This is a genomic window from Pandoraea vervacti, assembly GCF_000934605.2.
Classification (GTDB): Bacteria; Pseudomonadota; Gammaproteobacteria; order Burkholderiales; family Burkholderiaceae; genus Pandoraea; species Pandoraea vervacti.
On sequence record NZ_CP010897.2, the window covers coordinates 3608363 to 3631822 of the forward strand.

At 65.0% G+C, this 23460-nt stretch carries 18 protein-coding genes; 6 read left to right on the top strand and 12 right to left on the bottom strand.

Features of this window, described 5'->3' with window-relative positions; all coding sequences use genetic code 11:
* Position 1 precedes the first annotated feature (1 nt).
* The 3 genes from acnD to prpB all read right to left on the bottom strand — a co-directional run bounded on the left by acnD (position 2) and on the right by prpB (position 4806).
* The gene (gene acnD / locus UC34_RS15755) at positions 2 to 2599 is read right to left on the bottom strand and encodes a Fe/S-dependent 2-methylisocitrate dehydratase AcnD (protein WP_044458262.1); all 2598 of its coding nucleotides are present in this window, start codon (positions 2597 to 2599) and stop codon (positions 2 to 4) included.
* A 137-nt stretch (positions 2600 to 2736) separates the two neighbouring features.
* Positions 2737 to 3888, bottom strand: coding sequence for a bifunctional 2-methylcitrate synthase/citrate synthase (gene prpC / locus UC34_RS15760; protein ID WP_044456285.1), 1152 nt, complete (start codon positions 3886 to 3888; stop codon positions 2737 to 2739).
* A gap of 27 nt (positions 3889 to 3915) precedes the next feature.
* On the bottom strand, positions 3916 to 4806 hold the full coding sequence (gene prpB, locus UC34_RS15765; protein ID WP_044456286.1) for a methylisocitrate lyase: 891 nt from the start codon (positions 4804 to 4806) through the stop codon (positions 3916 to 3918).
* A 445-nt stretch (positions 4807 to 5251) separates the two neighbouring features.
* Between prpB and prpR the strand changes: the two genes are divergently transcribed.
* Positions 5252 to 7246 carry a propionate catabolism operon regulatory protein PrpR gene (gene prpR / locus UC34_RS15770; protein WP_044458263.1) on the top strand — a complete coding sequence of 665 codons (1995 nt, stop codon included), beginning with the start codon at positions 5252 to 5254 and terminating at the stop codon, positions 7244 to 7246.
* A 53-nt stretch (positions 7247 to 7299) separates the two neighbouring features.
* Here prpR and UC34_RS25435 read toward each other — a convergent pair whose 3' ends face one another.
* The 4 genes from UC34_RS25435 to UC34_RS15785 all read right to left on the bottom strand — a co-directional run bounded on the left by UC34_RS25435 (position 7300) and on the right by UC34_RS15785 (position 10867).
* Positions 7300 to 7461 (bottom strand): hypothetical protein, encoded by a 162-nt coding sequence (locus tag UC34_RS25435; RefSeq protein WP_157123210.1) that lies wholly within the window; start codon positions 7459 to 7461, stop codon positions 7300 to 7302.
* Positions 7462 to 7641: 180 nt separating this feature from the next.
* Positions 7642 to 8445: a MetQ/NlpA family ABC transporter substrate-binding protein gene (locus UC34_RS15775; RefSeq protein WP_150622136.1), complete on the bottom strand. Its 804-nt coding sequence runs from the start codon at positions 8443 to 8445 to the stop codon at positions 7642 to 7644.
* Between the two features lie 423 nt (positions 8446 to 8868).
* On the bottom strand, positions 8869 to 9528 hold the full coding sequence (locus UC34_RS25700; RefSeq protein WP_179950340.1) for a hypothetical protein: 660 nt from the start codon (positions 9526 to 9528) through the stop codon (positions 8869 to 8871).
* Positions 9529 to 9919: 391 nt separating this feature from the next.
* Positions 9920 to 10867 (bottom strand): GlxA family transcriptional regulator, encoded by a 948-nt coding sequence (locus UC34_RS15785; RefSeq protein WP_044456287.1) that lies wholly within the window; start codon positions 10865 to 10867, stop codon positions 9920 to 9922.
* Positions 10868 to 11281: 414 nt separating this feature from the next.
* Here UC34_RS15785 and UC34_RS15790 point away from each other — a divergent pair, with 414 nt between their 5' ends.
* Positions 11282 to 12091 (top strand): SDR family NAD(P)-dependent oxidoreductase, encoded by an 810-nt coding sequence (locus UC34_RS15790; RefSeq protein ID WP_044456288.1) that lies wholly within the window; start codon positions 11282 to 11284, stop codon positions 12089 to 12091.
* Between the two features lie 135 nt (positions 12092 to 12226).
* Here the strand turns inward: UC34_RS15790 and UC34_RS26025 are convergent, their stop codons facing one another.
* Together UC34_RS26025 and UC34_RS15800 are read right to left on the bottom strand one after the other, a co-directional pair.
* A complete protein-coding gene (locus UC34_RS26025) occupies positions 12227 to 12787 on the bottom strand; it encodes a hypothetical protein (RefSeq protein ID WP_167370621.1) in 561 nt (186 codons plus the stop codon).
* 159 nt (positions 12788 to 12946) lie between these two features.
* Complete coding sequence (locus tag UC34_RS15800; RefSeq protein ID WP_044456289.1) at positions 12947 to 13903, bottom strand: LysR family transcriptional regulator; 957 nt, start codon at positions 13901 to 13903, stop codon at positions 12947 to 12949.
* A gap of 329 nt (positions 13904 to 14232) precedes the next feature.
* Here UC34_RS15800 and UC34_RS15805 point away from each other — a divergent pair, with 329 nt between their 5' ends.
* From UC34_RS15805 to UC34_RS15820, 4 genes are read left to right on the top strand one after another with little or no spacing between them, the layout of a single operon-like run.
* Entirely contained in the window at positions 14233 to 15558 is a 1326-nt protein-coding gene (locus UC34_RS15805) for an MFS transporter (protein ID WP_044456290.1), read from the top strand.
* Complete coding sequence (locus UC34_RS15810; protein WP_044456291.1) at positions 15555 to 16334, top strand: SDR family NAD(P)-dependent oxidoreductase; 780 nt, start codon at positions 15555 to 15557, stop codon at positions 16332 to 16334. Before UC34_RS15805 ends, UC34_RS15810 begins: the two co-directional genes overlap by 4 nt.
* Before the next feature lie 38 nt (positions 16335 to 16372).
* The gene (gene ilvD / locus UC34_RS15815) at positions 16373 to 18133 is read left to right on the top strand and encodes a dihydroxy-acid dehydratase (RefSeq protein WP_044456292.1); all 1761 of its coding nucleotides are present in this window, start codon (positions 16373 to 16375) and stop codon (positions 18131 to 18133) included.
* Complete coding sequence (locus UC34_RS15820; RefSeq protein ID WP_044456293.1) at positions 18133 to 19023, top strand: NAD(P)-dependent oxidoreductase; 891 nt, start codon at positions 18133 to 18135, stop codon at positions 19021 to 19023. Before ilvD ends, UC34_RS15820 begins: the two co-directional genes overlap by 1 nt.
* 90 nt (positions 19024 to 19113) lie before the next feature.
* On the opposite strand, the gene UC34_RS15825 is transcribed toward UC34_RS15820, so the two are convergent.
* From UC34_RS15825 to UC34_RS15835, 3 genes are all read right to left on the bottom strand, one after another.
* Positions 19114 to 20727 carry an ABC transporter substrate-binding protein gene (locus UC34_RS15825; RefSeq protein WP_044456294.1) on the bottom strand — a complete coding sequence of 538 codons (1614 nt, stop codon included), beginning with the start codon at positions 20725 to 20727 and terminating at the stop codon, positions 19114 to 19116.
* 231 nt (positions 20728 to 20958) lie between these two features.
* Positions 20959 to 21798, bottom strand: coding sequence for a 4'-phosphopantetheinyl transferase family protein (locus tag UC34_RS15830; RefSeq protein ID WP_157123211.1), 840 nt, complete (start codon positions 21796 to 21798; stop codon positions 20959 to 20961).
* 402 nt (positions 21799 to 22200) lie between these two features.
* Positions 22201 to 23145 (bottom strand): IclR family transcriptional regulator, encoded by a 945-nt coding sequence (locus UC34_RS15835; protein WP_418303944.1) that lies wholly within the window; start codon positions 23143 to 23145, stop codon positions 22201 to 22203.
* Between the last annotated feature and the right edge of the window lie 315 nt (positions 23146 to 23460).

Sequence of the window (23460 nt, forward strand, 5' to 3'; positions counted from 1 at the left end):
CTCAGGCAGCGGCCTGCGACGATTCCAGAAAGTCCTGCGCGAAGCGCTGCAACACCCCACCCGCCTCATAGATCGACACCTCTTCGGCCGTATCGAGACGGCAGGTCACGGGCACGTCGACGCGCTCGCCATTTTTCCGGTGAATGACCAGCGTGAGATCGGCACGCGGCGTACGCTCGCCGACGACGTCAAACGTCTCGCTGCCATCGATGCCGAGCGTCTTGCGATTCGTGCCCGGCTTGAATTCGAGCGGCAACACGCCCATGCCGACCAGATTGGTGCGGTGAATCCGCTCGAAGCCTTCCGCGACGATCGCCTCGGTCCCCGCCAGACGCACGCCCTTGGCCGCCCAGTCGCGCGACGAGCCCTGACCGTAGTCGGCCCCGGCGATCACGATCAGCGGCTGCTTGCGCGCCATGTAGGTCTCGATGGCTTCCCACATGCGCGTGATCTTGCCCTCCGGCTCGATGCGCGCGAGCGAACCGGCCTTGACCTGTCCGTCGACCACGACCATCTCGTTTTTGAGCGTCGGGTTGGCGAAGGTGGCGCGTTGCGCCGTCAGGTGGTCGCCCCGATGCGTCGCATATGAATTGAAGTCCTCTTCGGGCAGCCCCATCTTCGCGAGATATTCGCCCGCTGCGCTATCGGCCATGATGGCGTTCGACGGCGACAGGTGGTCGGTCGTGATGTTGTCGCCAAGCACCGCCAGCGCACGCATGCCGCGCAGCGTGCGCTCACCGGCCAGCGCGCCTTCCCAGTAAGGAGGACGGCGGATATACGTGCTCTTCTCGCGCCACTCGTACAGCGGTTCGGCGCGCTCGCCAGGCTCGACGGACGCGGCGAACATCGGTTCGTACACGCGGCGGAACTGCTCCGGCTTGACGCTGCTCGCGATGATCGCGTCGATTTCTTCGTCGCTCGGCCACAGGTCGGCGAGTTTCACCGGCTTGCCGTTGGCGTCCACGCCGAGCACATCCTTTTCGATATCGAAACGGATCGTCCCGGCGATCGCATAGGCCACCACCAGTGGCGGCGAGGCGAGGAACGCCTGCTTGGCATACGGATGGATGCGACCGTCGAAGTTGCGGTTGCCCGAGAGCACGGCGGTGGCGTACAGATCGCGCTCGACGACTTCCTTCTGAATCACCGGATCGAGCGCCCCCGACATGCCGTTGCACGATGTGCACGCATAGGCCACCACGCCGAAACCGAGCTTTTCGAGCTCCGGCAGCAGGCCGGCGGCCTCCAGATACAACGTCACGGCCTTCGAGCCCGGGGCGAGCGAGCTCTTGACCCACGGCTTGCGCACGAGGCCCGCACGGTTCGCATTGCGTGCGAACAGACCCGCCGCAATCATGTTGCGCGGGTTATTGGTGTTCGTGCAGCTCGTGATGGCCGCGATGATGACGGCGCCGTCCGGCATGCGCCCCGGTTCGTTCTCGACCTTGCCGCTAATACCTCGCGCGGCCAGTTCGCTGGTCGGCACGCGCTTGTGCGGGTTCGACGGCCCGGCGATGTTGCGCACCACGCTCGACAGGTCGAACTTGAGCACGCGCTCGTACTCGACCTTCGTCAGACTGTCGGCCCACAGGCCCGTGTGCTTCGCGTAAGTCTCGACCAGCGCGACGAGGGCATCGTCACGGCCGGTGAGCTTCAGGTACTTGATCGTCTGGGCGTCGATGGAGAACATGGCTGCGGTCGCGCCGAATTCCGGCGCCATGTTCGAGATCGTTGCGCGATCGCCCAGCGTCAGGTTCGCAGCGCCTTCGCCGAAGAATTCCAGATAGGCGGAGACGACCTTCTCCTTGCGCAGAAACTCGGTGAGCGCGAGAACGATGTCCGTCGCCGTAATGCCCGGCTGCGGCTTGCCCGCGAGCTCGACGCCGACGATATCGGGCAGACGCATCCAGGACGCGCGACCGAGCATCACGCTCTCCGCTTCGAGTCCGCCAACGCCAACGGCGATTACGCCCAGCGCGTCGACCATCGGCGTATGCGAGTCGGTGCCCACGAGCGTGTCGGGATACGCCACGCCGTCCGTGACCTGAATCACCGGGCTCATGCGCTCCAGGTTGATCTGGTGCAGGATGCCGTTGCCCGGCGGAATGACGTCGACATTGCGAAACGCCTTCTTCGTCCAGTTGATGAAGTCGAAGCGGTCTTCGTTGCGACGGTCTTCGATGGCTCGGTTCTTCGCGAAGGCATCCGGATCGAAGCCGCCGCATTCGACGGCCAGCGAGTGATCCACGACGAGTTGCGTCGGCACCACCGGGTTGACCAGTGCCGGATCGCCGCCTTGCGCCGCGATGGCGTCGCGCAGACCGGCAAGATCGACCAGCGCGGTCTGGCCGAGAATGTCGTGGCAGACCACACGGGCGGGGAACCACGGGAAATCGAGATCGCGGCGTCGCTCGATCAGCTGCCGGAGCGAATCGGTGAGCGTGGCCGGATCGCAGCGGCGCACGAGGTTTTCCGCGAGCACGCGAGAGGTGTACGGCAGCGTGTCGTACGCGCCCGGCGCGATGGCGTCGACGGCAGCACGGGCGTCGAAGTAGTCGAGCGACGTCCCGGGCAGGGATTTGCGATATTCGGTGTTCATCATGTGAGGAAAGTGTCGGCCCGGCCGGTTGCGGTGTGGCGCGAAGTAAGGATGGCGCGTCGCGCCCGGGAACGGAGCGTCAGCGGGAATCCCGCCGCCGACGCTCCGGGCTCGCCGGGTGCGAGCGCGGTACGGACTCAGCGCTTCTCGATCGGCACGAACTGCTGATCTTCCGGACCGGTGTAGTTGGCGCTCGGGCGAATGATCTTGTTGTCGATGCGCTGCTCGATGATGTGCGCGCTCCAGCCCGACGTGCGGGCGATCACGAACAGCGGCGTGAACATCGCGGTCGGCACCCCCATCATGTGATAGCTCACGGCGCTGAACCAGTCGAGGTTCGGGAACATCTTCTTGATGTCCCACATGACCGACTCGAGCCGCTCGGCAATGTCGTACATCGCCGTGTTCTGCTGCGCCTTCGACAACTCGTGGGCGACTTCCTTGATGACCTTGTTGCGCGGATCGCTCACGGTATAGACGGGGTGGCCGAAGCCAATGATCACTTCCTTGTTCTCGACGCGCCGGCGGATGTCCGCTTCGGCTTCGTCCGGCGAGTTGTAGCGCTTCTGCACTTCGAACGCCACCTCGTTTGCGCCGCCATGCTTCGGGCCGCGCAACGCGCCGATGGCGCCGGTGATGGCGGAGTGGATGTCGGAACCGGTACCGGCGATCACGCGCGCCGTGAAGGTCGAGGCGTTGAACTCATGCTCCGCGTACAGAATCAGCGAGGTATGCATGGCGCGCACCCACTGCTCCGACGGCTTTTCGCCATGCAGCAGATGCAGGAAGTGGCCGCCGATGCTGTCGTCGTCCGTTTCCACATCGATGCGCACGCCGTTCTGGCTGTAGTGATACCAATAAAGCAGCATCGACCCCAGGCTTGCCATGAGACGGTCGGCGATGTCGCGCGCGCCCGGAATGTTGTGGTCGTCCTTCTCCGGCAGCACGGTGCCGAGCACCGACACGCCCGTGCGCATCACATCCATCGGATGGGCGGCGGCGGGCACAGCTTCGAGGGCATCTTTCACGGCGGCGGGCAAGCCGCGCAGCGACTTGAGTTTGGCCTTGTAGCCACGCAGTTCGGCTACCGTCGGCAGCTTGCCGTAGACCAGCAGATACGCAATCTCTTCGAACTCCGAGGCCTGTGCCAGATCCAGAATGTCGTACCCGCGATAGTGCAGATCGTTGCCCGAACGGCCCACGGTACACAGGGCCGTGTTGCCCGCGGTCACCCCCGACAGGGCAACGGATTTCTTCGGCTTGAAGCCGGTGGCAGTCGTCTCGCTCATGCTCATTCCTCCAGGATCAGGGATTCGTTATTTCTGTTGGGCGAACAGGGCGTCGAGCTTCTGTTCGTAAGCGTGATAGCCAATGCTCTCGTAGAGTTCGGCGCGTGTTTGCATCGTGTCGAGCACCGCCTTTTGCGTGCCGTCACGACGAATCGTGTGATAGACGTTTTCCGCCGCCTTGTTCATGGCGCGGAAGGCCGACAACGGATAGAGCACCAGTCCGACCTGCGCGCTCTTGAGTTCTTCGACGGTGAACAGCGGCGTCGAACCGAACTCGGTGATGTTGGCGAGCACGGGGACCTTCACCGCGTCGGCGAACTGCCGGTACATGGGCAGTTCGGTCATGGCTTCCGGGAAGATCATGTCGGCGCCGGCTTCGACGCACGCGCACGCCCGGTCGATGGCCGCCTGCAATCCTTCAACGGCCAGCGCATCGGTGCGCGCCATGATGACGAAGTTCTCGTCGGTGCGCGCGTCGACGGCCGCCTTGATGCGGTCGACCATCTCCTGCTGCGTCACGATGGCCTTGCCCGGACGATGGCCGCAACGCTTTGCGCCGACCTGATCTTCGATATGCATCGCGCCCGCGCCGAACTTGATCAGCGACTGCACCGTCCGTGCGATGTTGAAAGCCGACGGACCGAAGCCCGTGTCGACGTCGACCAGCAGCGGCAGATCGCACACGTCGGTAATGCGGCGCACATCGGTCAGCACGTCGTCGAGGGTCGAAATGCCCAGATCGGGCAGACCGAGCGAGCCGGCTGCGACGCCGCCGCCCGACAGATAGATCGCCTTGAAACCGGCCGCCTTGGCCAGCAGGGCATGGTTGGCGTTGATCGCACCGACAACCTGCAACGGTTGCTCGGTCTTGACGGCCTCGCGAAAGGCGGCGCCGGCCGAACGAATGGTTTGCGTCACTTGAGTCCCTCGGTCGTGTCTTGCGCGACTCGCCGGCAGATGCCGACGCTCACGCGTGGGTGAAATAGCGATGAGTAGCGGTCACTTCATTAGCAATGCGCGTGCCAGCCAGACCGGCATTCGCGTCATCCAAACCTTCCAATGTTGCTAACGCCTTCATTTCACGAGAGAAATTCTTCGCCCACGTGACGTTTACGTCAAGGTCAATGTCACGCAATTTCGGGAAGTCGAGCGTCTGTCGCGTTCATTTTTTTTCACTTTGAAACGAAAAATGAAACGTTTTATCGCAACATGCTACGATGCGACGTCACCCAGTGAAATCCGCCACGCCGTCATGCCGAACTCGATCCCTTCCGAATTGCCCCCCCAGCTGCCGACATTACCGACATTGCCGACGTTGCCGACACTACCCGCCGTCGGCACGCGCACGCGCGCCATGCCCGCCATGCGCAAGCCGGTCATCTGGGCCGTCGGCATCAGCAAGCTCGGCGAGTTGTACCGCGATATCGTGCCCGACTATGCCGCACAGGCCGACGTGCACATCGTCGACAAGGGCTACGAGGCGGTCATCGAAGCGCTCGAACGCCTGCCTGCGGGGAGCGTTGACGGCATCGTCGCTGCCGGATCGAACGGCGACTTCCTGCGCGAGCGCCTCGCGCTGCCGGTGGTGCTGGTGAAGGTGACGGGCTCGGACGTCCTGCATGCGCTCGCCCGCGCCCGCCGGGCCTTGCCCTCGCCGTCTCCCGACTCGCGCATCGCGCTGGTGTCCTATGCCCGCCCGGTCCCGGAGTTCGAGCGCTTCAAGCGCGCCTTTCACATCGATATCCCCCAGCACACCTATGTCGACGCGCAAAATGCCGAAGACCTCGTACACCGGCTGCGCGACGAAGGCATGCAAGTGATCGTCGGCCCGGGCCTCGTCACGCAACTGACCGAGCGCGCCGGGCTCACCGGCATCTTCCTCTATTCGCAGGACTCGGTTCGTGCGGCATTCGACACGGCACTGGAAGTGGCGCGTCTCGGGCGCATCGAAGCGCAACGGCGGGAACGTCTCGACACGGTACTGCGTCACCTGCACGAGGGCGTGGCCGCCGTCGACCTGAACGGGCGCATCGAGGCGATCAACGCGTCGATGGCAGGCATGCTTGGCGTGACGGTGGCAGACGCCGTCGGGCGCGCGCTCGACGCCATCGCGCCGGCGCTCGACATCGCGCGAACGCTCGAGAGCGCGAGCACCGAGCTCGAAGCCATTGTGTCGATGGCGGGCAAGACCTGGGTCATTAACCGCATTCCAATGCTCGATCAGGGCACGCTCACCGGCGCGCTGCTGACGTGTCAGGACTCGCAGTCGTTCTCGCGTGTCGATCGTTCGCTACGCTCGCGGCATCGTCCGAGACATCTCGTGGCGCGTTATCGGCTGGACGACCTGATCGGCGATTCGGCCGCCATGACGCAAGTTCGCGCGCTGGGCCGACGCTATGCGCAGACGGATTCGACGGTGCTCGTGCACGGCGAGAGCGGCACCGGCAAGGAACTGCTCGCGCAAGGCATTCACAATGCCAGTCGACGACGCGACTATCCGTTCGTCGCGATCAACTGCGCGGCATTTCCCGAGACGCTGCTCGAGAGCGAACTGTTCGGCTATGAAGATGGCGCGTTTTCCGGGGCGCGTCGCGGCGGCAAGGCCGGGCTGTTCGAGACGGCGCACAACGGCACCCTCTTCCTCGATGAAATCGGCGAGATGCCGATGCCGCTGCAAACGCGGCTTCTGCGCGTATTGCAGGAACGCGAAGTCCTGCGCCTGGGCGCCAACGAACCCGTGCCATGCGACGTGCGCGTGATTGCCGCGACACACCGGGACCTGCGCCAGCAAGTCGCCGCCGGGCTGTTTCGCGAAGACCTCTACTACCGCCTGAACATCCTGCGCATGGTGCTGCCGCCGTTGCGCGAGCGCATGGAAGACCTGCCGCGACTCACGCCGCTGTTTCTGGAACGCGCCCTGGCTCGCGCAGGCGCGCGCATGAGTGTCGATGCCTTGCAGGCGTCGCTGCTGCCACTGCTCGCCACTTACCGCTGGCCGGGAAATGTCAGGGAACTGGAAAACCTGCTGGAGCGCATCGCAGTCGTTTGCGCGGATGTGGTCGACGCCCGGGAAATCAGCCGGGCTCGACTCATCGAGATTGCGCCGGAATTGGGAATGCCACGCCACGCCGCCGCGACAGACGTTTCAAAAACGAACGCGGAACGACAAACCGGCATGACGCCGATGGACGACGTATTGCGCGACGCGCCGCTCACGGGCCGCGCGCGACGCACGGCCGAAGAACTCGCGCGCATTCACTCGACGCTGGCAGCTTGCGGCGGCGACCGTCACGCCGCATGCGAAGCCCTCGGCATCAGCCGCTCAACCCTGTGGCGAAAGCTTCGCGCGGGCGGCTAACCGTCGCGCGCAGGCGCGTCTCGCCCAAGCACTCGGATAAGGCCTCATCCGGCTCAATGCTGATGGCGAATGCGCTCCCACATCTCGTGCCAGTCAAGCCGCTTGTGCCGGGATGGCTCGTCGTGATGCGTCACCCAGAAATGATCGAAGAGCATGCCAATGGCGAAGCCGACGAACAGCGCAACGAGCATCATCGAAACGTTGATCATGGACATGGCGGCCTCCCGTCGATAGGAATCACGCTTCCATTCTAGTCAAACCGTTGGGTTCCGGCGCCGAGGTAGCCCCGCGCGACGGGCGTAAAAAAACCGGGGTCGAAACCCCGGTTTCCCTTTGACAACGAACGATGCGCACAAGGCACACCGATGTCCGGTCTGTCGATGGCGGATGGCCGATTACCACGTCGCAATCAGGGCGCCCTTGAACTGGGCATCGATGAATTGCTTCACTTCGTCCGAGTGGTAAGCGTCGACCAGTTGCTTGACCCAGGGCTTGTTGAGGTCTTGCGTGCGCACGGCGATCAGGTTCGCGTACGGCCCCTTCAGATCTTCGATGGCGATGGCGTCGCGCTTGGGCACCAGACCGGCCTGCGCGGCGAAATTGGTGTTGATCGACGCCGCATCCAGATCCGGCAAGGCGCGCGGCAATTGCGCGGCTTCCAGTTCGCGGATCTTCAGCTTTTTCGGGTTTTCCGCGATGTCCAGCGGCGTGGCGTTCTTGCCTTCCAGACCGGCCTTCAGCTTGATGAGGCCCTCCTTTTGCAGCAGCAGCAGAGCGCGATTGCCGTTCGACGGGTCGTTCTGGATACCGACTTGCGCACCATTGGGCAGATCCTTGAGCGACTTGTACTTCTTCGAGTAGAAGCCCAGCGGCGACACGTAGGTCAGGCCGGCCGTGGCGATCTTGTAGCCGCGGTCCTTGATCTGGCTGTCGAGGAACGGCTTGTGCTGGAAGCCGTTGGCGTCCAGATCGCCGGCGTCGAGCGCGGCGTTCGGCTGTGCATAGTCACTGAACTCGACGATCTTGATGAACAGGCCGCGCTTTTCGGCAACCTTCTTCACGACTTCGAAGATCTGCGCGTCCGAGCCGGCCATGGTGCCGACCTTCAGGGGCTTGTCGGCAGTCTGGGCCGAGGCGCCGAGGGATGCCAGCGCAAACGTTGCGCCGAGGAACGCATTGATCAGTTGACGGGACAGCATGTGCGAATTCTCCTTGTGCTTATAGATGCCAACGCCTGTTGAGCGCCTGTGCGAGTGAGCGCGAACCTGATGGATTCGCTACGGTCGCGCGGCGGACAGCCAGGGTGCGCGACCGGAATCGGGATGCTGCCACAAATGCGGGTTTACACGAAATACATAATCGGCATTTCCATATCCCGCGTTTCGCTCCGGTAGGCGAAGCAAATCAAAAAAAACGCCCCCTCGGATCACCGAAGGGGCGCTTCGCCGGGAGAACAGCCTGATCACGGGCCGGGGGGGTGGCACGGCCGACGGCTGAGCCGTCAGCCGGTCGCGTCAGGAACCGACGAATAACCTGCGAAACGCATGACGTTCTCGACATGCCGAGGGCCAGTGCCTGCATGCGCTGTGCCGAACGCATGCAGGCCCCCACCCACCACTGGCTCAGGGACAGGGCTCCTCGCCCGCCTGGCCGTTCATGTTGCATCCACTGCCCCCGCCCGCACCCAAGCCGCCGGGACCACCGAATGCCGCTAATCCATTGCCACCCGCAGCGCCGCCGATGCCGCGACCGCCGGGGCCACCCACGCCGACACCTCCGCCGCCACCGCTGCTTGCTCCCACGCCACCGCCGGTGCCGCCACCACTGCCGCCGCCGGTGCCACTGCCGCCGCCACCACCACCACCGCCGCCACCGCCACCGCCACCGCCGCCGCCACCACCACCACCACCACCACCACCACTACCACCACCACCGCCGCCGCCGCCACCGCCGCCGCCGCCGCCGCCGCCGCCACCACCGCCACCACCGCCACCACCGCCACCACCGCCGCCGCCACCGCCGCCGCCGCCGCCACCACTGTGACCGCCGCAACCGCAACCGCCTGCGCCGCCGATTCCACCAATACCAACACCGCCGCCCGGACCGCCGGGACCACCGAATGCGCCTAAGCCGCCAACGCCGCCGGCACCGCCAAAACCGATGCCGCCCCCACCGCCACGCCCTCCGCCACCACCACCGGCAGCGTACGACGCGTTGATCGAAATGCCGCAAAGCATCGCCGTTGCGGCGGCTGCCACCAAAGTCGCCTTGAACCCGTTCATGGTCCCCTCCCCGCGCACGCGCACACATTTCCTTCGGTTCACGTCGAACCCCGCCATAAGGTTCGGCGTTACGGCGACAACGCATTTGCGGAAAACGCGGGCAACAGGGGCTCCGCCCGTGCATCGATGCACAGGTGTCTGCGACCAACAGCCTGCGGAGAATCCGGGTTGGCGCTTCGCCATACACGATTCACATACGCGAATTCCGTGCCAGACGCATCAACCCATTGATTTAAAAAGAATTAATAACTCAACTTACGAGAGATCGAAGCGTGAGGCGTCGAAAATGTATCGTTCATGAAACGCTTACAACGCCACCTTGGCAAAGGCGGGTACGCCCCTACATCGGCATGTCGATATGGCCATATGTCGACGGCACGCGCCCCTCGTTTCAGGCACGCATGCGCTCGCGCGCTTCGCGCACCAACGCTTGCGGCGGCTTGCCGAGCGTGCGCACGAAGGCCCGGCGCATACGTTCTTCGTCACCGAATCCGGTGACAGCGGCCACGCGTGCGATCGAGGCTTCGCCTGCTTCGACCAGTGCCTGAGCGGCCTCGAGCCGTAACTTCTCGATGGCCTTGGCCGGCGTCAGGCCGGTCTGCAACGTGAACTCGCGACTGAAATGCCGGGCACTCCAGTGGACGTGCGCAGCCAGTTGCTCGACCGAGAGCGGTTCGCGCAAATGTTCTCGCGCATAGGCCAGTGCTGTGCGCACCCGGTCCGAGCTGGGCTCGAGCGTCGAGAGCGTCGAGAACTGTGATTGACCGCCGGTGCGCCGGTAGTGCACGACCAGCAAGCGAGACGTCTCACGAGCAATTTCGCCGCCGTAATCGGCCTCGACCAGAGCAAGCGCCAGATCGATGCCCGCCGTCATGCCCGCCGACGTCCACACGGCGCCATCGTTGACGTAAATGCGGTCATCCTCCACCACGACATCGGGATGCTGCCGCTGCAATGCGCTCGCCTGCCCCCAATGCGTCGTTGCGCGCCGCCCTTGCAGCAAGCCTGCATCCGCCAGCACGAAGGCCCCCGAGCAAATGCTCCCGATGCGTCGCACCCTGGGAGCAAGGCGTTTGAGCGCGTCGACCAGATCCGGCTCGGTCGGCGCCACGTACGTCGCACCTGCCACCAGCACCGTGTCGTAGTGGCTTCGCCCGATCACCTCCGTCGCCACGGAAATCCCCGCAGAGTCCTTCACCAGCCCACCGTCGACGGACACAGTGAGTACTTCGTACAGCGGTGTGTCGCGACCGAAATTGGCGATCTCGAACACCGACATCGCCGCCAGCGAAATCATTTGAAAACCCGGGTAGACCACCAACGCAATACGTTTCGTCATGACGGAGTCAGGCACAAAGGCCACAGCTTGGAGGGGACGGCAACGCTATCGCACCGCAGCAACACGCCACATCAGGGGCGGGCCGTGACCGATGTGTCGATTGTAGTGAACGAGGTCGGGAGGTGTCGGACAAGATTGTCCTAAAAAGTGGCTTTCCAGTCATTTGAGACATGAGCAATGTCGACCACACTACCTGTCATTGGACGGCGCAGCTTTGCCTCATGGCAACCCGCCAGCGATAGCCGCGTCACCGTCTTGTGGACCTTAACTGCTTTACCGCCTAACCACTTAACCGCATAACCGCATAACCGCTTTATCGCCTTAGTGGGTCGTCTGCGTACGGACAACACGCGCCCCCCGCGGACACTCCATCGGACACCCCGCCGGACACCATCACACAGGAACCGAATCTCCATGAACCCGATCCATCAAGCCACGCCGGGCACTGCCCTCATCACGGGCGCCTCGTCCGGCATCGGCGCGATCTACGCCGATCGCCTCGCCCGCCGGGGTCACGACCTCATCCTGGTCGCGCGCAATACCGCCCGTTTGCGCGACGTCGCCGCGCGGCTTTATGCCGAGACCGGCCGCAAGGTCGACATCCTGAGCGCGGACCTTGCGACCCGCGAAGGTCAGGCCCTCGTCGAGACGCGTCTGCGCGAGGACGCGACCATTGACACGTTGGTGAACAACGCGGGCTTCGGCGCCGTCGCCCCGCTCCTGCAAGCCGACGTCGAACACCTGACCGACATGATCGAGGTCAACGTGACGGCGCTCACCCGCCTGACGTACGCGGCCGTTCCCGGCTTCGTGGCGCGCCGGCGCGGTACGGTGATCAACATCGCGTCGATCGTCGCGATTGCGCCGGAGCTGCTCAACGATGTCTACGGCGGCTCGAAGGCCTTCGTGCTGGCGTTCTCGCAATCGCTGCAACACCAGTTGGCCGAGACCGGCGTACGCGTTCAGGCCGTGCTGCCGGGCGCAACGGTGACCGAGTTCTGGGACTTGGCAGGCAAGTCGCATGACGAATTGCCACCGGAGTGGTTGATGACGTCCGCCGATCTGGTCGACGCAGCGCTGTCAGGTCTCGATCAGGGCGAAGCCATCACGATCCCGCCGCTGCAGGACGGCGACGAGTGGACGTCGTATGACGCCTTGCGTCGCAGGATGTCGCAGGGCCTGAGCAATCGTGCGCCCGGCAAGCGTTACGGCGTCATCGGGTAACGGCGGCTGTGAAAGGGCACGTGAAGGGTGACGTGAAGGGTGACGTGAAGGGTGACCGGAAGGGTGACCGGAATGCCGCCTCACGGGCGACATCCGTGCGCACCACGGCGTTCGTCGCGGCACGCACGGACATGATCAGTTGCGGTAATCGAGCTCACGTGCGAGCGTCGCGCAGCGCTGCTCGCGCGGCAAGGCGCTTGTCGACGGCAGATTGCGGCGACGCTCGAAAGCGTTCAGCCACTCGTCACTGCCAGGATCCGGGCCGTGGCCCTGCGCGTCGCCAACGGTCGCGTAATGCGTCTGCAAATAAGCGAACCATTCGGCGGTGCAAGGACGACGCGAAGGATTGTCCAATGCCGAAGGCAGCGGCGCTCGCGTAACCGACCCCGGCGCGGCGGGGGGTTGGGTCGACGGGCGGGGCGTCGGTTGCGTGGCGGGCGACGTCGCCGGGAGTGTCGTCGGCTTCGCCGCAGGCGACGTTGCAGGCAACGTTACCGGCTTCGGGGCGGGCTGAGGGGCGGGCTGAGGGGCGGGCTGAGGGGCGGGCTTCGGTTCAGGCGACGTCGCAGGCAACGTCACCGGCTTCGGCGCCTTCACAGGCATCGCGCAACCGGTCGCGACAAGCGTCGCAGCCAGTGCACAGGCACGCAACGTCCAAGCGACATACGAAACAGCGGCAGGGGAATGCAAATTCACTAGGGGACCTCCGGGTCGAATGTGTGAACGGCCCAGTCTAGGCACACCTGTGCGGGACATCTCCCAACATCCCAAATCCCTCAACGCGGCCCGAAGTCGCCCAAGCCCTCCCGCCTCCCTTGCCCTTTCCGCCTTGCCCTGCCGCACGCGCATGCCAGATCAACTCGCGTCGATCAACTCCACCGACGACTCTCGCAGACACTCGGCGAACAACTGCGCCGCGGGCGTCGTGGTGTCTTCCCGCCAGTACAGGATCGCCTCGCCAAGCGGTCCCAACGGCGGCAACGGCAGCACGCGCATGCTGCCGCGCTGCACATAGCGCCGCGCCAGCGAGAGCGGCAGGATCGAGACGAAATCGCCGCTGCGCAGCAACGACAGATTCAGCGCCAGCGAACTCGATTCGATGGCCGGACGCTGTAACGTCACGCCGTGCTCGGCGAGGATTTCGGCCATCGTCGTGAATGCTGGCGAGCCGCGCATCGGTGTGATCCAGCGCACCTCGTGCAGATCGCACCAATCGACGCTCGCCTGCGCAGCGCCCAATGGGTGGTGCGCGCCGACGACAAAGACGAATGGTTCATGATGCAAGGACTCATGGCGCATGACCGGCAAGTTCCCCGTCACGCGATTGCGCCCGAGCGCCAGGTCGAGGTTGCCTTCGTCCATCATTTTGAGCAGCCGGTCCAGCGTGGCTTCCACGAACGAGAACGAGGCGTTCGGGGCACGCCGCGTGAACAACTCCACCGCATGCGCGATCAGCGGCTGAGGGATCGTCACCACGGCGCCAAAGCGCACATGACCGGCGGTCCCGGCGGTAAGCGCGCTGACGTCCCGGCGCGCCAGCTCGATTTGCCGCAGGATTTCGCGCCCGCGCTCGACGAGCACACGACCGATCCCGGTCAGTTCCACGGCATTGCCGACGCGGCGCACCACGGGCGCGCCCAGCGCCTCCTCGATTTCCGCGATCTGCTTGGAGATGGCAGGCTGTGTGACGTGAAACGCCGCGGCGACGCGCGTGACCTGACGTAATTCGCCCAGGGACACCAGAATGCGCAGATGGCCGAGCTTCAGTCCGCTGCGGAAAAAGCGTTCTATCGCGTTGTCGGTCGTTGTCATGACGTTCGGAAAAAAGCGGTTGGCGCGCCGTCGGCGCAGGCCGAATCGCCACCATCATAACCAAACGGTAATGTCGCGCGCGCAAAGTGTGATTTGCCGTTGCGCCCGCACTCCCCTTACCCTTCGAACGAGCAGCACCGGCATGTATGGGCGTTCGCGATCTACCGAGGGGGTCATGGCGATATCCACCATCACCACCAACGCCGAAAGCACATAACCGGGCACGGTAAAAAACCACCGGACTCACGGGTCCGCACCCACGTCCCGCACGCGCCGCGCTGCCCAATAACTCGACGTGCCCCATGGCACGCACCTCGGAGACAACACCCATGAGCACGTCCCTTTCCGGCGGCGCGCAGCCGCATGCCGCCAACGCCACGCTGGATCCGGCGCAGCGCGATGCGCTGTATCGCAAGCTGACCTGGCACATCATTCCCTTCCTGTTCCTCTCGTTCATCGTCGCGTACATCGATCGTGTGAACGTGAGCTTCGCCAAGCTGGAGATGCTCTCCGACCTGTCGCTCTCCGAGACCGTCTACGGCGCAGGCGCGGGCGTGTTCTTCCTTGGATACTTCCTGTTCGAGGTGCCGAGCAACCTCATCCTGCATCGCGTGGGCGCCCGCATGTGGATCGCCCGCATCATGGTCACCTGGTCGATCATTTCCTGCCTCACGATGTTCACGCAGGGACCGACCTCGTTTTATGTGCTGCGCTTCCTGCTCGGCGTGGCCGAGGCAGGTTTCTTCCCGGGCATCGTGCTGTATCTGTCGTCGTGGTTCCCGTCGAACAAGCGCTCGCAGATCATCGCGCTGTTCATGGTGGCAATCCCCGTATCGGGCGCCATCGGCGGCCCGCTCTCGGGCTGGATCATGCAGCACTTCGGCGGCATGCACGGCTATTCGGGATGGCAATGGCTGTTCCTGATCGAAGGCATCGCCTCGCTGCTCGTGGGGATCGCGGCATTCTTCGTCCTGCAGGACAAGATCGAAACGGTGAAGTGGCTGAGTGCGTCCGAGAAACGCCTGCTTGCTCAGGACCTTGCCGCCGACGGCAACACGCGCGCGAACCACAGCGTGCGCGAAGTGTTCGGCAGCGCGAAGGTATGGATGCTCGGCCTGCTGTACTTCTGCATCGCCATGGGCAACTACGGCCTCGTCTTCTGGCTGCCGACGATGATCCGCGCGGCAGGGGTCGCCAACCTCGGCAATATCGGACTGCTCTCGGCCGTGCCGTCGCTGGTGAGCGCGGTCGCGATGATTCTGATTGCGCGTCACGCCGATCGTCACAACGAACGTCGCAAGCATGTGGCCGTGTGCTGTTTGCTCGGCGCCTTCGGCATGCTTGCCTCCGTGCTGCTGGCCGATCATCTGTGGTGGTCGATGGCTGCGCTCATCGTTGCGGCGATCGGCATCAATTCGATTGCACCGGTCTTCTGGGGCATTCCCACGGCGATGATGGGCGGAGCCGGCGCCGCCGCCGCCATCGCGCTGATCAACTCGACCGGCAACCTCGCGGGCTTCGTCAGCCCGTACGTCATCGGCTTTCTCAAGGACAGCACCGGGCAACTGCTGCCGGGCATGATCGTGCTGGCGTGTGCCCTGGTCGGCGGCGCGTGCATCGTGATGTCGCTCAAGCCGCAACGGAGTCACGCATGAGTTTCCCCGTCTGTCTCGTCACCGGCGCCGCGACCGGCATCGGTGCGGCCACCGCCCTGCGTTTTGCGCAGGATGGCTGGGCCGTCGCCATCAACAACTTCGACGACAGCACACGTGCGGCGGCCGAATCCGTCGCCGCGCAGTGCCGTGACGCCGGCGCCCAGACACTCGTCGTCGACGCCGACGTGGGCGACGACGGCGCTTGCCGACGTCTGGTCGATGCCGTGCGCAGCCAATGGGGCCGACTCGACGCCCTCGTCAATAGCGCAGGCACCACGCGCGTAATTGCGCACAGCGATCTCGAAGCCATCGACGCCGCCGAGTTCGAGCGCATCTATCGCGTGAACCTCATCGGCATGTTTCAGATGACGCGCGCCGCCGCACCATTGTTGCGTGAACGCCCGGCGGGGGCGGCCGCCGCTTCGGTCGTGAACGTGTCGTCGCTGGCGTCGCTCAATGGCACGGGATCGTCGATCGCTTACGCGGCCTCCAAGGGCGCCGTCAATTCGCTCACGCTCTCGCTTGCCCGCAGTCTCGCCCCGCACGTGCGCGTGAATGCCATCGCCCCCGGCATGGTCGACGACGGTCTGCTGCGCCGCGTACTCGGCGACGACGCCTATGGGCGGGTGGTCGAAGGCATGCGCGAGAACTCGCCGCTCAAGCGCGTCTCGCAACCAGCCGAGATCGCCGAGCTCATCTGGTTCCTCGCCGCGCGCGCGCCTGCGATGACCGGTCAGGTGCTCGCCATCGAGAACGGTCTGCTGCTCAACACCTGAGTCTGCGGCCCTGCCAAAAAATGCAAAAGGAAGTCCCCATGACAGATCTGCACAAGCATCGCTCCCGCACCGTCACCGAGGGCGTCACCCGCACGCCGCACCGCGCGTTCCTGCGCGCCACCGGTCTCGACGATGCGGCCATCGACAAGCCGTTCGTCGCCATTGTCGATACGTTCGGCGAGAACACGCCCTGCTCCATGTCGCTGAACCAGATCTCGGACAACGTGCGTCTGGGCGTGGCTGCCGGTGGCGGTGTGCCGATTCGCGGCTCCGCCATCTCGGTCTCGGACGGCACGTCGATGAATCACTCGGGCATGCGTTTCTCGCTCGTCTCGCGCGAGACCATTGCGGACAGCGTCGAACTGTTCGTGCGCGCCCATTGCTACGACGCGCTCGTGGGCGTGGCCGGTTGCGACAAGACGCTGCCCGGCATTCTGATGGGCATGGTGCGCGTGAACGTGCCCGGCGTGTTTCTGTTCGGCGGTGCGATGCTGCCGGGCGTGGCCCCGGATGGCTCGCAAGCGACGATCCTCACCGCGATCGAGGCGGTCGGTACGGCGCAGCGCGGCGACATGTCCGCCGAGACGCTGCGCGGCATCGAAAAGCGCTGTACGCCGACGGCCGGCGCCTGCCCCGGCCAGTTCACGGCGAACACGATGGCGATGGTCGCGGAAGTGCTCGGCCTCGCGCCGCTGGGCTCCGCGATGGTGCCCGCGATGTATAGCGAACGCATCGCGATTGCGCGTCGCGCGGGCGAGAACGTGATGCGCGCGCTGCGCAACGGCGGGCCGCTGCCGCGCGATCTCGTGACACGCAAGAGTCTGGAAAATGCCTGCGCCGCCGTGGCGGCCACCGGCGGCTCGACCAATGCCATGCTGCACATTCCGGCGATTGCGCATGAGGCCGGCATCGAATTCACGCTCGACGACGTCTCCGAAGTCCTTGCCCGCACCCCGCTCATCGGCGACATGCAACCGGGGGGACGCTATCTGGCCGTCGACCTGCATCATGTGGGCGGCGTGCCCGCGGTGCTCAACGCGCTGCTCGCCGGCGGGCACATCCACGGCGACACGCTCACGCAAAGCGGCGAGACGCTGGCAGACGCCCTGCGCGCCTTCCCCGGCCCGGACGGGCGTGTCGTCAAGCCGCACACCGAACCGCTCTCGCCCAACGCGGGGCTGGTCGTGCTGCGCGGCAATCTGGCCCCGGACGGCGCGGCGCTCAAGACCGCCGGTCTCCGACAATTGACCTTTACGGGCGCCGCGCGCGTGTTCGAGACGGAAGAAGACTGCATGGCCGTCGTGTCGGCGCAGCGCTATCGCGAGGGCGACGTGCTGGTGATTCGCAACGAAGGTCCCAAGGGCGGCCCCGGCATGCGCGAGATGCTGAGCGTGACTGCCGCGATCTACGGACAAGGCATGGGCGAGAAAGTCGCGCTGCTCACCGACGGCCGGTTCTCGGGCGCGACGCGCGGCATGTGTATCGGTTATGTGGGGCCGGAAGCCGCCGCCGGCGGCCCGATTCGTCTGCTTCGTGACGGGGATATCATCCACATCGATGCAATCAAGGGTAAGCTCGACGTCGAACTCTCCGACGAGGAACTCGCCGCGCGCGCCGCCGGGGCCAAACCGTTCGTGCGAGGCCGCCTGGGCGGCGTGCTCGAAAAGTACGAAGCGCTGGTGCGGCCCGCCAAACTGGGCGCGGTGACCCATTCAGGGGCCGTGCCATGGCCCTACGAGGCCGTGATCGGGGAGACGCCAACTCACGAGGACCACGAGAACCACGAGGACCCGAATTGATGACAACCCCACGCGTAGGCTTTTGCGGCATCGGCCGCATGGGCGAACCGATGACGCAGCGGCTGCTGGCCGCCGGACACGAGGTCGCCGTTTGGAACCGTTCCGCCGCCAAGCTCGGCGCCCTGACCGACGCCGGCGCCATTGCCTGCGTCACGCCGCAGGCGCTCGGCGAATGCGTCGATATCGTGTTGCTGTGTCTGGGCGACGGCAAGGCCGTCGAGGACGTGGTGTTCGGTGAGCACGGACTGGTGCATGCCGCCACACCCCCGCGCTTTCTCGTCGACCATTCGACGCTCTCTCCGGCACTCACGCGCAACCTCGCCCGGCGTTGGCAGGAAGCCACCGGCAGCGTCTGGATCGACGCGCCGGTGTCAGGCGGCACGGGCGGCGCGCAGGCCGGGACGCTGGCCATCATGGCGGGTGGCCCGCCGGATGCCATCGCGGCGGTGACGCCGGTGCTGCGCACGTTTTCGTCGCGCGTGACACGCATGGGCGACGTCGGCGCAGGTCAGACGACGAAGCTCGCCAATCAGGCCATCGTCGCCACGACACTCGCCGGACTGGCTGAAGCCTTCGTGCTCGCCAAGCGCGCCGGTATCGATACGGGCGCGGTGCCGCAAGCGCTGCAAGGCGGCTGGGCCGATTCCGTGCTGATGCAAACGCTGTGGCCGCGCATGGTGACGCCGCCCGACTTCGCCACCGGCACGGTGCGCGTGATCCTGAAAGATCTCGACGCGATTGCCGAACTCGCACACACTACCGCGACGGTGCAGCGCGTGCTGCCCGAGGTGCGCCGTCTGCTCAAGGACGCCGCCGAGCGCGGCATGGCGGACTGGGACCTGTCGCAAGTCTTCCGTATCGGGGAAGCGGAGAGCGCACCGGACGCCTGAGCGTGCGCTGCGTTCGCCGACAAAAAAGCCATGCCCTGCGACGGGCATGGCTTTTTGTCATTCGGACACCGTCGTACGGCGCCGAGGCGCTTACTTTACAGCGACTTTCGAGAAGTCCTGACGACCGAACGGGCTGACCTGATAGCCGGTCACGTCGGCACGCGTGATGACCGAGGCGATCGGATGCGCCAGCGGGATCCACAGCGCATCGTCCTTGATCGTCTTCTGTGCAGCCTGATACTTCGCCGTGCGCGCGGCGATGTCATGGGTGCGCTTGCCGTCGCTGATCAGCTTGTCGAGATTGGCGTCGCAAAACCGCGCGAAGTTCGTGCCCGACGTGACGGCCGCGCAACTGAATTGCGGCGTGAGGAAGTTGTCCGGATCGCCGTTATCGCCCGACCAGCCCATGAACAGCAGATCGTGCTCGCCCGCCTTGCCGCGACGAATCAGCTCGCCCCACTCCACCGTCTTGATCTGCGCCTTCACACCGATCTTCGCCAGATCGCTTTGCAGCATTTCGGCGCCCACGCGCGGATTCGGGTTGAGCAGGCTGCCGGCCGGACGCGTCCAGATGGTCGTCTCGAAGCCTTGCGGGAACCCGGCCTCGGTCAGCAGTTTCTTTGCCTTCTCGATGTTATGCGGATAGTCCGCCACACTCCTGGCATAGCTCCAGGTGTTGGGCGGATACACGTTGACCGCCGGCGTCGCAGTGCCTTCGAACACCTGCTTCACATAACTCGGCTTGTCGAACGCGAGGTTCAGCGCCTGACGCACGCGCACATCGTTGAGCGGCTTGTGCTGCGTGTTGATGGCCACGAACGCGGTCATGAACGCAGGCGTCTCCACCACCTTGAGCGCCTTGTCGCCACGTGCGGCCTGCACGTCGAGCGGCTTGGGCGACAACGCGATCTGGCACTCGCCGACCTTGACCTTCTGCGCACGTACGGCGGCGTCCGGCACGATGGTGTAGATCAGGCGATCGGCCACCGGCGCACCGCCGAAGTACGACTTGTTCGCGTCAAAACGCACGACGCTGTCCTTCTGATAGCTGCGAAAGACGAACGGTCCCGTACCGATCGGGCGCGCGTTGAGTTCATCCGTCTTGTTCGCGGCGACCAGCTTGTCCGCATATTCCGCCGAATAGATCGACGCGAAGGCCATCGACAGCATCGACAGGAACACGGCGTCCGGCTCGGCGAGCGTGAAGCGCACGGTGTTGTCGTCGACCTTTTGCACCGACTTGATCAGCTTGCCCAGCGAGAGCGACTGCGCGTGCGGGAACCCCGACGGCGTGAGCTTGTGCCACGGCGCGTTGTCGTTGAGCATGCGATCGAACGTGAAGATGACGTCGTCGGCATTGAACGCGCGCGTCGGCTTGAACAGATCGTTGCTGTGGAAACTGACGTTCGGGCGCAGCGTGAACGTGTAGGTCAGACCGTCCGGACTAACCTCCCATCGGGTGGCCAGACTCGGCACGACCTTGGCCTGCGCAGCGTCGAACTCGACCAGACGGTTGAACACCGGATCGGCAGACGCGTTGGTGGTGGTGAGCGAGTTGTAACGCACCACGTCAAACCCTTCCGGGCTGGCCTCGGTGCAAACGGTGAGCGGCTTGGCCTGGGCCGCGAGCGGAACCAGCGGCAGGGCGAGCGCAGTAAGTGCGGCGGCGAGAGTGTGACGCGAGGCAAGCGAGCGACGGCGCATGAGCTTCTTCTCCAGGAAGTCGATGACGGGTGGGATGGATGTGGTGGATGCGATGGATGCGGTAGGTGGGTCAGGCAAGTCAGGCGAAGCGATACGCGCGATGACACGGCTAACGACTCACCGCTATCAAGGACGACGAAACAACGGGCCAGAATAGCGCAAATTTGCCCCGCCTGCCCTTGCGCTGCAGCATATGCATATATGCGACATGCCAAATGCCGAAAGCGTACGTCAGTTCTGCCAACCGAAAGCGCGCATCCGGTGGACGATGCTGTCGCGCGCCGCCACGACGGTCAATCGCGAGCTGACGGACATATCGTAGAGGTAGCGCGTGCGCCCCGCATACGGCACGCTCACGTAAGGGTGCGCAAGCAGCGGCACGTCTGCATCGCGGGCCAGCGCGTCCCCTTCGCCCGCCAGCCGCGCAAGACATAGCCGATGCGCCGCATCGCGCGCGACAGCAAAGGGATCGGGCGTGCCTAGGGATGCACCGACCGACCCGCCGGAATGCGCGAGCGCGGATACGCCGTCGTCCGGCCCGACCGGCGTGGGGGCGTGCGCTGCCAGTGCGACCGGCCCCGGCCCCATGGCGACGAAAAGCCACAGGCCGGCGTGCGCCATGTCGATCCATACCTTGCCGTGCGGGCCGTCACAGGCCAGCGATGCCACGCCCGGCGTCGCGGTAGGCACCGGCGCCTGCGCGGGCGTGCAGCGGAACCAGCGGCCGAATATCCAGCGCAGCGCAATGCGCTCCGAAAGGAAGCGATGGCGCATCTGCGTGCGGGGCAAGCGTCTGGCCAGCGCATGTTCTGCGGCGCTGAGCCAGGTCGCGCCGTCGTCCGGCCCGCCCGCCGCCGCCCCCGTCGCACCGAAGGGACGCCCGGCCAGCAGGAAGCGCCACAGCCAGAGTTCGTCGCTGCCACATTGCGGCGACGGCAGGACAGTCGCGCGATCCCGACCGGCTTCCTGGCGGGTTGCATCGATGTCGCTGCTCGCCAGCGCGCGGTTCTGCGCGCCTCCCGTGAGCTTGCGGTCGCCCTGTCCAAACTGCCCAAGCGGCACGTAAGTCATGGAAGGTGTCGGAATCGATGCGACGCGCGGTGTCGATTCGACCGTTCGTTTCAACATCAACAATTACGACCTCCACGAACATGACTGCCGCCGACGCCGCTGGCGGTATGCAACGCCCTCGCAGCCACCTCGAAACCACGTCGATACTGGGTCGCACACCGGTTTGCGCACGACACCGTCGTTGGCAATCATTCATTTGGTAATGAGAATCATTATCAAATGATAACACAAGCGTCTACGCTAAAGGAGTGACAAACGCGTGGGAATTGGCTTGTTTGCGCGAGATGACGATGAAGCCCGGACCCGACGGCGCTCAGCCGTCGGAGCGGCTGAGGCATGCCGTCGGCAGATTGGGAAATGTCCGCGCGGCGGGTGAATCGCGGGTGAATCCCGGGTCAATCGTTACGCGTCCGCAGGCAGGGGCGGACGGTAACCCAGGGCGTAGCTTGCCGCCATCGCTTCGCGGCGCACCGCTTCCCCGATAGGGCTGTCCATGCGCGCATCGAAACCGCCGGTCGCACCGAGCGCCGTAATGACACCGACGAGCCGCCCGTCGTAATTGAATACGGGCGCGGCAATGGCGCTGATGCCGGTCAGGTTGGTGTCTCGCACGCAAGCCCCCTGCGCGGTACGCACGGATGCCCTCAGCGAGCCGATCGGGTCGGCGGCATCGAGTTGTGCGCGATGCTCCGGACTCGCCTGCGTCCACTCGCTCTCGGCCATGGCCAGCACCTGCGGATCATCCAGCAGGCCGAGAAATACACGACCGGCGGCGGACCAGAGCACGGACATCACGGACCCGATCCGTACGTTGATCGTGACCGGCAGTCCCGGTTCCTCGAAACGCACGATGGTCGGGCCTTTGTTACCCATCACGGCGATGAAGCACGTCACGTCGAACGCCTCGCGCAAACGCACCAGCGCCGGCTCCGCAGCGCGCACCGGATCGGCCTGCCGCATGGCGGCCACGCCGATGAGCATCGCTTCTAGGCCAAGATGGTAGTGCTGCGAGTCCGCATCCTGCGCGACCAGCCCCTCTTCCACGAGACTCATGAGATAGCGGTGAACCTTGGCGGGGCTCTGCTGCACGTGCAGTGCCAGCGCGGTCAGGCTGGCACGTCCGCCGAGCCGGGCGAGTCCCTTGAGCACGACCATGCCGGTCTCGGCCGACTGCACACGCTGTCTGCGGCCGCGCTCGCGTGGCGCTTCACTGGCGTCGGTGGCGTCGAGCGCATCGATGGCGTGCTCGTGGGCAGCCACGCCGGGTGCGCCCGGCGTGCGGGAAAGCGGCGCCGCGCTTCGCGGGCGGCCTGCTGTGGGTCGTTTGCTTGTCGTCATCGGCGAGATTTTAAGATGCAAATCGTCATCGCCCGGTGGCGACGCGTCTAGAGGTTAACCCCAGTCCACTAATTTACGCAATGCGTATTATATTTACGCTTAACAGATCTCAAGAATGTGAGAGCGCGATGGCGTAACACTCGCCTGCGCGTCGCATCACATCGAACTGAGGAGACGTCCCGCCCGACTTTGGGGCAACCGCCAGATATCGTCTGACGCGCGCTACCCGGATGGCAACGCTCCTCTACACTTGATTCATGATGTGCACCGCCCGGGTTCGGCGAATCCTGCCATGGCCGCCGGTGCGCAAACACAGATAGGCAG